Here is a 12,252-nt window from a genome sequence, read left to right as displayed (position 1 = left end):
TACAAATTCAGATTAACGGAGAAAGGCATGACTCATAACGTTAGATTATGGCTGGTGGTAGGGCTGGCAACAGCGATTCTTTTTTGCGGAAGCGGGATAACCTACGGGCAGACTTCAACTACCGATGAACTATACGCTGAGATCGGTTTTAACTTTTATACCGGCGATTATGGGACAAACACAGACACGGATACATATACCGTACCCCTTACCCTCGGCTATTCACCCAGCCGACTATGGGATTTTTATCTCAGCATCCCGTATATACACCAGAGCGCCAGCACTGCCGTCACCGTAGCCGGCAAACCAATCCGCGTGAAGAAAAACCTGACCGGAGGTAAAAGCAAAATTACGGAACAGTATATCGACACCGTCTCTCACAGCGGCCTTGGAGACATCTGCCTCGGCGGAAGTTACACAGTACTTGGAGAGACGTCCGAGGGACCGGCCGTCTATGCCCTGGCAAGCATCAAGTTTCCTACCGCCGATGAGGAAAAGGGCCTGGGTACAGGTGAATATGATTATTGTTTAGGCGTTGGCCTGGACAAAAGAATCAATAAATGGACGCTCTTTGGAAATGCAAAGTATAATATCATCGGATCACCCGGCGGGATAGACCTGGATAATTTCTTCTCTATGATGGCCGGCGTAAGCCATCAGTGCACTACCGCTTTTAAAGGTTCGGTTTCTATCTACGCCGCAGAAAGCGCTTCGGTCGAATCTGACAGCCCGTTAGAAATCAGTTTAAGCGGGGAGTACGTTATTGATAACGATAACAAGGCCTCGGTTTATGTTGTAAAAGGCCTGTCTGACGGCAGCCCGGATTATGGCCTGGGCGCGGCCCTGACGCATTATTTTTAATCCACAGATACACAATTACCCGCCTGATTAAAGGGTGCCATCAAGGCACCCTTTGCCGTTTCTGCAAAGCAAATCTATTGAATTGACAACTCCCCTCCCTGCGTATTATAAACTTACCCATGCCAAGACGCATATATTCCATCTTTCTATCCGCTTGCTTTTTGCTTGTCGTTTTACTCCTGAGAACCACCTGGGCGGCGTCACCCGTTACTTATACCCCGCTTAACTATCAAGAAATCGGGCCCGGCCTTTGGTTTGCGAAAGTAGATATCTATAAAGAAAGACAAAAGGCGGAAACACTGGTTTTTGTTAAATTAGACCCAAAGAAGAACAGATTCCGGGTCCTGCATGATAAGAACGTCAAGACTATAGAAAAGTGGCAGGCGGTCACGGGCGCCAGTGTTATCTTTAATGGAAGTTACTTCCGCGAGAACTTCGACCCGTGCGGCTTAATTATAAGCGACGGTCAGATTAAAGGCCATGTCCGGAATCGCTACATGAAGGGTATGTTTGTGGCAGAACCCCAAAAAAATAATTCACCGCAGGTTGCAATCCTTGACCTGACGAAGATGAGCCCGGCGGTCAACAACCTGCCCTGGAGCCAGGGGTTGCAATCTTTCCCCATGCTTATAGATAAAAATGGCACTGTTCGGGTAAATCAGAGCGATCTCAGGGCCAGCCGCACGGCTATCTGTACAACTAAAGATGGCTGCGTAATTGTAGTACATACCGAAGAGACGTACTTTACGCTCTACGATCTGGCCAGCTTCTTAAAGAAATTGCCGTTGGATATTGAACATGCCTTAAACTTAGACGGCGGCATGGCGGCTGAGCTTTGTATCAGAACCGCAGGTCTGAATTACACGCACTACGGATACCAGATGTCAAATTATACCGGAGAGCTTAGTCTAAAAGGTCTCCAGGCCAGGATCCCTTTGGTAGTCGGGGTCTTTCCGCGCTGACAAAAAATAGTCGGGGGTCAGAAGTCAGAAAACAGGAGACAGGAGAGTCGGGAGTCGAGAGTCAGCAGACAGATAAGAGATAGTTTATAACTCATGGCTCATAGCTGATGACTGAAATCTGAAAGCTCAAAAGCTAATCTTCTCCGTGGACCCTGTGGTTAAAAAAGGGATTTTTTGATGAACAATAAGGTGTTAAAAGCCATCTACGAAAGGCGCAGCATACGGGATTTCAGCCCTATGCCGGTTGCCGAACAACAGGTGATGGAAATAATCCGTGCCGGCAGTTGGGCCCCGTCCGGATTGAACAATCAGCCCTGGCGCTTCGTTGTGGTCAAGGATTCAAAAACAAAGGAAGAAATAGCCGGGCAAACCCGGTACCATTCAATAATTGAGACTGCGCCCGTCATTGTTGCCGTATTCCTGGACCGTAAGGCTATGTACCATGAGGTGAAAGACATCCAGGCTATCGGGGCCTGTTTACAAAACATGCTGCTGGCCGCCCACGCCCAGGGCCTGGGGGCAGTCTGGCTGGGAGAGATATTAAAGAACAAAGACCGGGTGCGCGAAATAGTCTCCCTGCCTTCGCACCTGGAATTGATGGCGGTTTTAGCCATCGGCCACCCCGCACATCACAACCAGACGTCGGAACGCAAGGGACTTAACGAGCTGATATTAAAGGTAATCTAAGCGTTCGGACGCTTCAAGTTACGTCAATTCCAATTTTATATTACTCCGGCAACTAAAAAGCTTAAATCCCTCCTCACCCCCCTTTAGAAAAGGGGCGGGATAGGGGGACGGAGTTAGTTTAATAATTTAATTGACACCGCTGTACCTTGTCTGTATATCTTCAGGCATGCCAAGACACAAACGTATCGATATTCCTGGGGCAGTCCACCATGTTATTGTCAGGGGCCTGAACCGCCAAGATATCTTCCTTGACGACATGGATCGATCAAACTTTCTTCGTCGTCTGGAGACGGCCCTCTCTGAGGTTGGTTGCCGATGTTACGCCTGGGCATTGTTAAGCAACCACTTCCATCTCCTTATCCGAACCGGCGAACGTCCGTTGAGCGACCTGATGCGGAAAGTTCTTTCCGGCTATGCCATTTCCTTTAACCGTCGCCATAAACGGCATGGCTATCTTTTTCAGAACCGCTACAAATCTATCCTGTGCCAGGAGGAGGAATACCTTCTGGAACTGGTACGGTATATCCATCTGAATCCAGCCAGGGCGGGGATGGCCAAAGACATGGATGAACTTGACCGCTACCCATGGTCCGGGCATGCGGTATTGCTGGGACGGCGGCAAAGGAGTTGGCAGGATCGGGAAGAAATTCTCATTCGCTTCAGCGATAAGAAACGAGAAGCCGTATCCCGTTACCGACAATTTGTTAAGGACGGCATTGCCATGGGCCGCCGGGAGGAGCTGACCGGGGGCGGGTTGCGCCGCAGTGCCGGTGGCTGGGAAGGAGTGATGAATTTGAAACGGGCTGGGGAGTATTGGCGAGGCGATGAACGGATATTAGGGGATGGCAATTTTGTCAATGCGGTGTTACGAGCGGCGGAGGAGTCATTGACTCACCGGGAGCAGTCGAAAATGCAGGGCTGGGACTTGGGACGTCTGGTTACCGAAGTCTGCGAGATATTGTCGGTTGATCCTGGGGATATACGGAAAAAAGGGCGGGCGAACAATCTTTCCTATGCCAAGGGGTTAATCTGCTATCTAGGGCATTCGCGACTCGGCCTTACCGGAATGGAACTGGCCCGGTATTTCAATATCAGCCGGCCTTCTGTGTCCCAGGCTATCCAACGAGGTGAACGATTTGCCAAGAAAAATGAGGTTAAGCTATTAAACTAACTCCGTCCCCATTACTTCCGCTTAAACTAATGAGCGTCCATAATCAGTCCTCAATCAACCCACTGTGAAGCGCAGCGGAACAATGGTCAGGTGGAGCTTCTTGTTGGGCACTCATGATCTTTTCAATAAAATTGTTGCTCATTTGAATTGCCTTTTTTTCATCGATCTTAGCCAGTTCAATCACTTTTTCAGCATCTTCATTACTTATCATTTCAAACTGTTTTTGGTTTGGACACAAACTATCGTTTAGGTCACCAGGTTCAAATTTATCTAATTCATCACCATAGCTTCGTTTATTGATTTTTATTATCCTTTGCCCTATATCGCTTAGTAGATATACAAATAATTTGTTCACAAGATGTTGTCCAAAAATATTTGGATAAAAAGAATGGAAGCAAGTAAAATTTATTGCGGTTGTAAAATTTCGTATTACTTTTAAGCGGCCCCTGTTAAAAACACCGAATAGAATTGGAGCAGGTTTTCTGCTTTCAATTTTATACCAGGGACTCCTCGTTTTCGTAAGATACCTCTCGTGATAACCGATTTTTTCACCTTCGCTTATATACTTCCGTATTTGTTGATTCTCGTGATCTTTTACATCCAAACAACGTACAGGCTTATCCGTATGGTACAGTCTATTGAAATCATGTTCCGTAAATATAGCTTTACGTATCTGAGAGCTTTTTGTAATGCACTTACAAATATTATTATCTCCCAAGTTCCACTTTTCAATTTTTGATTTTGTTAATGAAAAAAAATTATTTGCACCAGTAGCAATACCCCTCGTAAACGTACCATAAAGAGATAACTTACAGAAACTGCCTGGAGATTCTTGTTCAGAGAATAGTGATAATATAATAGGTGTCCACTTTTTATTGTACGGCAAAGCCGAAGATATGATTTCATGTTGATAAAAATTGCCCACATCAGATATTTTATCAATTTCTTCATTTTCTTTGATAATCGTTATTTTTATGGGTTCTTCTTTTCCGTCATTTCTACAAAGAAGCACACAGACCGTTGTCGTAGCGTCTGGAAAAATTTCTTTTTCATTTGAAAAGATTATTATTTGTTTTAATAAATGATTCTCGAGGAGGCATTTCTTAATTTCTTTCCCATAACCAGTATTAAAAAATTCAAAAGGCATAATATATGCTAAGTTAGCATTATCTTTAAGCTCTTTTAGGGACTTAACAAGGAATACAGAAGAGATGTTCGAATAGCCAATAAGTTTTTTACCTATTTTTTCTTCAATTTTTGGTAAGATATCATGGCGCTTAAGAAATTTTTGGAATCTCATATATGGAGGATTGCAAATAATACCATCAAATAAACCTACTTCAGCTTCGAGGTAGTCATTATTTATAACTCGAAGATTTGGACTATTCCTATTATTAAGATAAGTCATGATATGATTGTCAATCTCATATCCCGTAAACATACTTTGATTATTCTGGTTTATCTTCTTTATTTCATCGTAAAAAACGCCTAAACCAAATGCAGGGTCTAAAATTGTTTTCGGATTACCTTTCATGACCCATTTTGCCATAAGTCTTGCGACAAGAAGTGGCGTAAAAAATTGGCCGTAATCTTTCCTGTGATTAAGCGGTGTTTCATCTATATATCTTGATTCATTCATTGATAACATCACGTACGAATATTTCGTTATCAAGATAGCCTTTACCACCTTCAAAAGTGACATAAAACAGCAAGCGGCCTCTATCTAACTCCTTCATGGCGGATTTATGTTCGGGCATATCAATCTTTCCAATAACTTCTTTCCCAATTTGTACATTTATCTTTATTGTGGTTTTTCCTTGATTTTTTACATCTCGCTCAATCGAGAAATTATTACCATCATTGTTATCATTTGAGACTAAAGTCAAAATATCTTTGAAGGATATTATATATGCCTTGTCAAAGAATACCTGTAGATAGAAATGCTTGACATTGTATTGCTGTATCCATCTGTTGACGAGAGCAATATCTTCCATCTTTGGTGTAATGCTTAAATAATCACGTTTATGCAATATCTTTATGTTTTCTTTTATGTCTTTCAATAATGTTGTTAAATCTCTCAACTCTTTTGTTAATGACCAAGAGGGACACCGAAAGTCTAATTCTCTAAAGGTGTCATCCGTAGCATTTGATATAAGATTGTAGATCGTCTCGTTTTTGCGCCTTAATAGATTGCTAAGATCAGTGCTGATAATATCGTTTCTAATTTCGGTGCATTTTTTAATGGCCTGCTGTTGCCTGCCTCGCATGAATGCCGCATATTTACCTGCTAAAAACGAGCTTGATCTAACTTCAAGAGCAGCCACCGCTCGCCTTATGTGCTCATCATTTTCAACATCAATACTTCTATCAGGAAAGTCGCTGACCTTAAATATCAGTATATCTGGCCTCTTCCCTATAGCATTAAGTTCACTCTGATATTCCATGTAGAAATCCGCAAACCCATCATCACCTGCGGCTATAGATTCAGACCGTCCATATTCAACAGCAAAATAATCATTTGAGTATTCATTGATTGCCTTAAAGACAATTTTTTCTGCCCAGTCGCCCTGCTCTTTGTTTGTAAGAAATTCAGAGTTTGCCATCGTCGGCGGGCGTCCACTTATTTGTATTTCAGTATCAATCTCCAGCGGGGATTGTTCAATTAGGTTAAGGATATCGTCTTTGTACATACATACTCCTAGTTTTTATTACGCCAAACGCCTGAACTCACGGAGAGGCAGGTCAGTTTCCCTCCGATCTCGTGAAGTGATTCGTTATGCCTTCTTTATTTATAACCTCTTTTCTTATCATAGACGTTGTTTCTTACGTTGCATAACTCCATTCCCACCGTTGATCGTTTAAAAATCGGGCGCAAATAAGGGGCAGGTCTTTAATTTCGCTCTCTAGCCCTTCCTTCTTGTACGCTCCGGTCGAAGATACGCCTGGGAGTACGTATCTTTAATGGGAGCCTTAACCCGTTGCAAACGGGCTGGCACTCTTTCATAACTTTCCTGCCCACCAGGCGAATCCCTCGCCCTTTACAATACAGCGCTTGCGTTTGTGATTTCACCTTATAATCCCCCCATCCCCCCTTTATTAAAGGGGGGGGTAAAAGGGAAACTATTTTCATGTCCCTTTTGTGGTCCATGGCAAATATAAGTCCTTATAGCACAAATTTCGCCGGATTGTCACCACATTATCCTGTTTCCCACCCACCTGTTATGGGTTCATCGATGGCCGTCCGTCATTAGTGGCAACAAGTAACATTACAGTGCCTTAGGGTTTTAGCAGCGTAAGCTCAAAGTGGAAGAGAACCAAAATGGACAATAATGAATGATGGCCCAAGGTATCTTGTTTTAAGTAATAATTTAGTATAAAGTTAGGTGAATTAAAAATGGAAATAATAGAATTTTTCTTATCTCCTATCGTCAAATATGCTAAAGAGAGTCTTACACTGAGGTAGATAATCCAAGGGAGGTACTATGGTTATGCGGAAAGCCTTGCTAACGGTGTTGGTATTACTGTCTTTTATCTGTATAGTCATGCCGGGTTGCGCGGGCACGCTAAGCCCGACAGCGCCGCCGGCCACCGAAGAAAAACACTCCTACGGCCCGGCAAAATCAGGCGAGGCCGGAAATTCACCCACGTATTACGACTTCGATGACGTTCTCATACCACCGGAACTAAAGCTTGATACCCAGAAGTCGATGGTTGTTAGCACTTCTACCTTTAGCGGTGGAGTGCTGGTATTCAACGGTTATGTCGATCAGGCCTCACTTATTGACTTCTTCCTTAAAAACATGGCCAAGGATAACTGGCAGCTAAAGGGAAGCATCAAATACCGCCATACCGTACTTACCTTTGAGAAGCCAAACAAAGGCTGCGTAATAACCATTGGTGAACAGACATTTAACACGCCGGTAGAGATATGGATCGGCATCCTGCATGAACCGGGTACGGGGCAGCTTCCTATGAGGCAGTCGAGGCCCTAAATGATGCGCTTCTCCACACTTTCCTCTAAAAATATTTTGCTTGGGGTAACGGGCAGTATAGCCGCCTATAAGGCGGCGGAACTGGTGCGTGAATTATCCCGGCAGGGTGCGGCAGTAACTGTGGTAATGACCGAAAGCGCCGGTAAGTTCATTGGTCTTACCACATTCCATGCCCTCTCCAACCATCCCGTTTACACGAATCTCTTTAATAATCCGGCAGAACCGGCCCTGCACATCAATCTCCCCCGTCAGGCCGATGCCGTTGTAATAGCCCCGGCTACGGCCAACTTCATCGGCAAGATGGCCCATGGCATAGCCGACGATCTCCTTTCCACCATAGTCCTGGCAGCCCAAAAACCTATCCTCGTCTGTCCGGCTATGAACAGCGCCATGTACGAACATCCGGCCACAAAAGGCAACCTGGAGCAGCTCCGTAAGTACGGATACCGGATTGTTGAACCGGAAACCGGCCCTCTCGCCTGCGGAGATGAGGGGCCGGGCCGTCTGGCCGAGCCGTCCACTATATGCGAGGCCGTAAAAATAATCCTGGAGAAAAAAGATCTGCAGGGCCAGAAGATTATGGTAACTGCCGGGCCGACAGAAGAACCCATAGATCCGGTTCGCTTTATCTCAAACCGTTCATCCGGCAAGATGGGTTACAGCCTGGCCCGTGTGGCCAGACGGCGGGGGGCGGAAGTCGTGCTTATCAGCGGCCCCACTTGCCTTTCCAAACCCTGGGGCATCGAGTTCGTGCCGGTACGCACTGCGGCTGAGCTGTACAAGGCGGTCATGTCCTATTTTGACTGGGCCACTATTGTGATCAAGGCGGCAGCGGTGGCTGATTACGGACCTTCGACCGTTCTCCCCCAAAAATTAAAAAAGGGGACACCGGATCTGTCGCTCAAGCTCACACGCACCCCGGATATACTCAAAGAATTGGGTAAGCGCAAAAAACGGCAATTTTTAGTAGGGTTTGCGGCGGAAAGCAAAAATTTGGCAGTTGAGGCGCGCCGAAAATTACAGGAAAAAAATCTGGACCTGATCGTGGCCAACGATATTACCGTTCCCGGAGCCGGGTTTGGATTCGACACTAACCAGGTAAAGATCATTACGGCGGATGGCGGGGTAATCGATTCCCCCCTCCTTGATAAGGAAGAAATAGCGTATCTCATCCTAGATAAGGTCTTGGAAGTTATGCAAGAAAATAGCAAAGGGTTACTGCGCAAGCCGTGAAGCGAAGGAGTAATGGGTTCCGTTTTGGAATGCAAAAATTGGATAAGAAAGTCATTAAATGCCAAGTATGAAGGCCCGGAGTAAAGAATTACTGGAAATACTGTCCCAATGTAAAGACTACCTCTCCTTCCGCAAGGATATGGGGCTGGGGTTTTTGCCCGCGTCATCCGGTAAGGCGCTATATGAAACTGAAAATAACCCCCCCGTGTCTCCCGTTAAAATCCCCCCCCGCCCCTCTTTGAAAAAGGAGGGTATGGGGGGATTGACAGGCGTCTCGCCGGTCGAAGTAAGATCATCTTCAGAAGGACACATCGTCTCACAGAAACGACCGACCCTGGCCGACGTGCGCCGCGAACTTGGCAATTGCGAACGTTGTAAGCTCCACAGGACGCGCACCAACATAGTCTTTGGCGCGGGCAACGAACAGGCAAAATTAGTATTCGTAGGCGAAGGGCCGGGGCTGGACGAGGACATACAGGGAGAACCGTTTGTCGGCGCCGCCGGACAGCTTTTGACCCGGATCATTCGGGCCATAAACCTGAGGCGTGAGGATGTCTATATATGTAACATTATCAAATGCCGACCGCCCAAAAACCGAAACCCGGAGCCGGATGAAATAGAGGCATGCAAGCCATTCGTGCTTAAACAGCTGGAGGTTATACGGCCTCGCCTGATCTGTGCCCTGGGAAGCGTGGCGGCCCAGGCCCTGCTCGAGACAGCAGCGCCGATTGGCCTATTGCGGGGCCGTTTTCACAGCTTTCAAGGCGTAAAGTTGATGCCTACCTACCATCCCGCCTATCTACTGCGCAATCCGGCCAAAAAACGAGAGGTCTGGGAAGATATGCAGATGGTACAAAAGGAATACCGGGCGTTATGATTGTCACTCCGGCAGGCAAATACATAAATTCTTCAAATCCCCCCATCCCCCCTTTGCTAAAGGGGGGACATAAATTTTCCCCCCTTATTCTAAAGGGAGGTGAGGGGGGATTTAAGGCATTCAGTTGCCGGGGCAATATCATCAGATATGGTGGCGTTGTAATTATACTCTTATGTCTTCTCTTTACCCACGCTACGGCCTCGGCTGCCGCGGCCTCCGGCCCCATCCATGTAATAGAGGTAGAAGGGAGTATAAATCCCGGTTCAGCTAAATACATCCTCCAACATATCGAGCAGGCGGAAAAAGATAAGGCGCAATGTCTCATCATACGGCTGGACACGCCGGGCGGGCTGGAGACGGCCATGCGCTCTATAGTCAAAGGTATTCTGAACTCTCCCGTGCCCATTGTGATCTATGTCTCTCCGGCCGGGGCCAGGGCCGCCTCTGCCGGTGTGGTAATTACGGTCGCTGCCCACATCGCCGCTATGGCCCCGGGGACAAATATCGGGGCGGCGCATCCGGTAAATATCGGCGGAAAAGATATAGATAAAGAGATGGCCCGCAAGGCGGAAAACGATATGGTAGCCTTTGCCCGGAGCATTGCGGAGAAGAGGGGGCGCAATGCCGGCTGGGTTGAGGACGCTGTCCGCAAAAGCGTCTCTATTACCGAGACGGATGCCCTCAAACTAATGGTCGTTGATCTTATCGCCCGCGATATGGATGATCTCCTTATCCAGCTAAATGGCCGCGAGGTCCAGACCACTATACGCCTCGGCGCATCTTCGACCGGCATGGTAAAACTTGATACCAGCCGGGCCAGGGTCGTTACCTTCAGCGAAGGCATCAGCGAAAAGGTTCTCCGCCTTATAGGCGATCCAAACATCGCTTACATCCTGATGATGATCGGTCTGACCGGCCTGTACTTTGAATTGGCCCATCCCGGTATCATCTTCCCTGGGGTCATAGGGGCCATATCTCTTATACTGGCCTTTTTCGCCTTCCAGACCCTCCCGGTTAACTACGCCGGTTTCTTGCTCATCCTCCTTTCCGCCGTACTATTTCTCCTGGAGATAAAGATAGTCAGCTACGGGCTGCTCGGTCTGGGGGGAGTTATTGCCCTTGTGCTGGGTTCCATGATGTTGTTTCCAGGCGGTGAGCCGGCCCTGCGCCCGGCCATGAAGGTTTTGATTCCGACTATTGCTGCCGTATCGGTTTTTTTTATTGCCGTGGCCTTCCTTGCCGTACGGGCAGTCCGCGCCAAACCCAGGACCGGGACGCCCGCCTTAATCGGGGAAGCAGGCGTAGTTAAAGAATGGTATAATGGCAGAGGAAAGGTCTTTGTCCACGGCGAGTACTGGAATGCCAGGGCAGACGAACAGATGGAGGCAGGTACGGACGTAGAAGTTGTATCCGTTGACCGTTTTTTACTGAAGGTTCAAAAGAAAAGGTAATGTTAAGGGTTATATGAAAAACAACGACAGAGTGCTTTGCGAAAATTACAAATGACAAAATCCAAAGTTCAAATCAATGCCAAACGCCAAAGCTCAAATAGAGTCCTCCAGAGGTGGATGATATTTGTCATTTGAACTTTATTTGGAATTTGGGCTTTGAAATTTGAACTTATTAATACCTTAATCATTTCTCTGTGTTCTCTGTGGCTAATCTTTACAATATGAAAAAATGTCTTAGGAGGGTCTTATGTCTCTTCCATTTTTAGTGATAATCTTTCTTGCAGTTTTATTCTTTGCCGGCGCCCTGCGTATTCTCAACGAATACGAACGGGGCGTAGTCTTTCGTCTGGGCCGGGCTATCGGGGCAAAAGGGCCGGGACTTATCATCCTTATTCCGGGTATTGATAAGATGCGAAAGGTGGATTTGCGCACCGTTACCTTGGATGTCCCGCCGCAGGACATCATAACCCGCGACAATGTCTCTGTTAAGGTCTCGGCTGTGGTCTTTTTCCGGGTTATGGACGCTATGAAGGCGGTAATCGATGTGGAAAATTACCTTTTTGCTACATCCCAGCTCGCCCAGACTACACTAAGGAGCGTCTGTGGCCAAGCCGAGATGGATGATCTTCTGGCAGAGCGGGAAAAGATCAATTCAAAGATCCAGGGGATACTGGATATGCACACCGAACCTTGGGGGGTCAAGGTAAGCGCGGTAGAGGTAAAACAGATAGACCTGCCTGTGGAGATGCAGCGGGCTATGGCGAAACAGGCCGAGGCGGAGAGGGAAAGACGGGCGAAGGTTATAAACGCGGAAGGCGAATTTCAGGCGGCTGCCAAATTGGCCGAGGCCGCCGGCATCATTGAAAAATATCCTATGGCCTTACAACTACGGTATCTTCAGACGCTGCGTGAGGTGGCCGCAGAAAATAACTCGACAACACTATTTCCTATTCCCATAGACCTGTTCAAGCCCTTTTTATCGGCTATGGAGAGTAAAAAAACAGAAGGCTAGTGTAGT

At 46.8% G+C, this 12,252-nt stretch carries 11 protein-coding genes; 9 read left to right on the top strand and 2 right to left on the bottom strand.

Annotated elements, in window-relative coordinates; translation table 11 throughout:
- Positions 1–27 precede the first annotated feature (27 nt).
- The 4 genes from PHT49_01275 (at position 28) to PHT49_01260 (ending at position 3,681) form a co-directional block, all read left to right on the top strand.
- The gene (locus PHT49_01275) at positions 28–861 is read left to right on the top strand and encodes a transporter (GenBank protein MDD5450511.1); all 834 of its coding nucleotides are present in this window, start codon (positions 28–30) and stop codon (positions 859–861) included.
- 119 nt (positions 862–980) lie between these two features.
- A complete protein-coding gene (locus tag PHT49_01270) occupies positions 981–1,823 on the top strand; it encodes a phosphodiester glycosidase family protein (protein ID MDD5450510.1) in 843 nt (280 codons plus the stop codon).
- 177 nt (positions 1,824–2,000) lie between these two features.
- Complete coding sequence (locus PHT49_01265) at positions 2,001–2,510, top strand: nitroreductase (protein MDD5450509.1); 510 nt, start codon at positions 2,001–2,003, stop codon at positions 2,508–2,510.
- 166 nt (positions 2,511–2,676) lie between these two features.
- Positions 2,677–3,681: a transposase gene (locus tag PHT49_01260; protein ID MDD5450508.1), complete on the top strand. Its 1,005-nt coding sequence runs from the start codon at positions 2,677–2,679 to the stop codon at positions 3,679–3,681.
- Positions 3,682–3,724: 43 nt separating this feature from the next.
- On the opposite strand, the gene PHT49_01255 is transcribed toward PHT49_01260, so the two are convergent.
- Positions 3,725–5,320, bottom strand: coding sequence for an N-6 DNA methylase (locus tag PHT49_01255; protein ID MDD5450507.1), 1,596 nt, complete (start codon positions 5,318–5,320; stop codon positions 3,725–3,727).
- Positions 5,313–6,371 (bottom strand): AccI family restriction endonuclease, encoded by a 1,059-nt coding sequence (locus tag PHT49_01250; protein MDD5450506.1) that lies wholly within the window; start codon positions 6,369–6,371, stop codon positions 5,313–5,315. The genes PHT49_01255 and PHT49_01250 overlap by 8 nt, the downstream gene beginning before the upstream one ends.
- Before the next feature lie 798 nt (positions 6,372–7,169).
- Here PHT49_01250 and PHT49_01245 point away from each other — a divergent pair.
- The 5 genes from PHT49_01245 (at position 7,170) to PHT49_01225 (ending at position 12,246) form a co-directional block, all read left to right on the top strand.
- Complete coding sequence (locus PHT49_01245) at positions 7,170–7,673, top strand: hypothetical protein (protein ID MDD5450505.1); 504 nt, start codon at positions 7,170–7,172, stop codon at positions 7,671–7,673.
- Positions 7,674–8,906 (top strand): bifunctional phosphopantothenoylcysteine decarboxylase/phosphopantothenate--cysteine ligase CoaBC, encoded by a 1,233-nt coding sequence (gene coaBC, locus PHT49_01240; protein MDD5450504.1) that lies wholly within the window; start codon positions 7,674–7,676, stop codon positions 8,904–8,906.
- 58 nt (positions 8,907–8,964) lie between these two features.
- Positions 8,965–9,783 carry a uracil-DNA glycosylase gene (locus PHT49_01235; protein MDD5450503.1) on the top strand — a complete coding sequence of 273 codons (819 nt, stop codon included), beginning with the start codon at positions 8,965–8,967 and terminating at the stop codon, positions 9,781–9,783.
- Complete coding sequence (locus tag PHT49_01230; protein ID MDD5450502.1) at positions 9,780–11,234, top strand: nodulation protein NfeD; 1,455 nt, start codon at positions 9,780–9,782, stop codon at positions 11,232–11,234. The genes PHT49_01235 and PHT49_01230 overlap by 4 nt, the downstream gene beginning before the upstream one ends.
- Before the next feature lie 247 nt (positions 11,235–11,481).
- Positions 11,482–12,246, top strand: coding sequence for a slipin family protein (locus PHT49_01225; protein MDD5450501.1), 765 nt, complete (start codon positions 11,482–11,484; stop codon positions 12,244–12,246).
- Positions 12,247–12,252 lie beyond the last annotated feature (6 nt).

It is taken from the genome of Desulfovibrionales bacterium, assembly GCA_028715605.1.
In the GTDB taxonomy this organism is placed as follows: domain Bacteria; phylum Desulfobacterota; class QYQD01; order QYQD01; family QYQD01; genus QYQD01.
The sequence above is the reverse complement of the archived record's forward strand: the minus strand, read 5'-3'. Positions and strand labels throughout refer to the sequence as shown.

Coding starts and splice junctions, on each gene's coding strand:
- PHT49_01230 (MDD5450502.1), top strand. CDS start 9,780: ATGATTGTCACTCCGGCAGGCAAATACATAAATTCTTCAAATCCCCCC.
- PHT49_01270 (MDD5450510.1), top strand. CDS start 981: ATGCCAAGACGCATATATTCCATCTTTCTATCCGCTTGCTTTTTGCTT.
- PHT49_01225 (MDD5450501.1), top strand. CDS start 11,482: ATGTCTCTTCCATTTTTAGTGATAATCTTTCTTGCAGTTTTATTCTTT.
- PHT49_01255 (MDD5450507.1), bottom strand. CDS start 5,320: ATGAATGAATCAAGATATATAGATGAAACACCGCTTAATCACAGGAAA.
- PHT49_01250 (MDD5450506.1), bottom strand. CDS start 6,371: ATGTACAAAGACGATATCCTTAACCTAATTGAACAATCCCCGCTGGAG.
- PHT49_01245 (MDD5450505.1), top strand. CDS start 7,170: ATGCGGAAAGCCTTGCTAACGGTGTTGGTATTACTGTCTTTTATCTGT.
- PHT49_01265 (MDD5450509.1), top strand. CDS start 2,001: ATGAACAATAAGGTGTTAAAAGCCATCTACGAAAGGCGCAGCATACGG.
- PHT49_01235 (MDD5450503.1), top strand. CDS start 8,965: ATGCCAAGTATGAAGGCCCGGAGTAAAGAATTACTGGAAATACTGTCC.
- PHT49_01260 (MDD5450508.1), top strand. CDS start 2,677: ATGCCAAGACACAAACGTATCGATATTCCTGGGGCAGTCCACCATGTT.
- coaBC (MDD5450504.1), top strand. CDS start 7,674: ATGATGCGCTTCTCCACACTTTCCTCTAAAAATATTTTGCTTGGGGTA.
- PHT49_01275 (MDD5450511.1), top strand. CDS start 28: ATGACTCATAACGTTAGATTATGGCTGGTGGTAGGGCTGGCAACAGCG.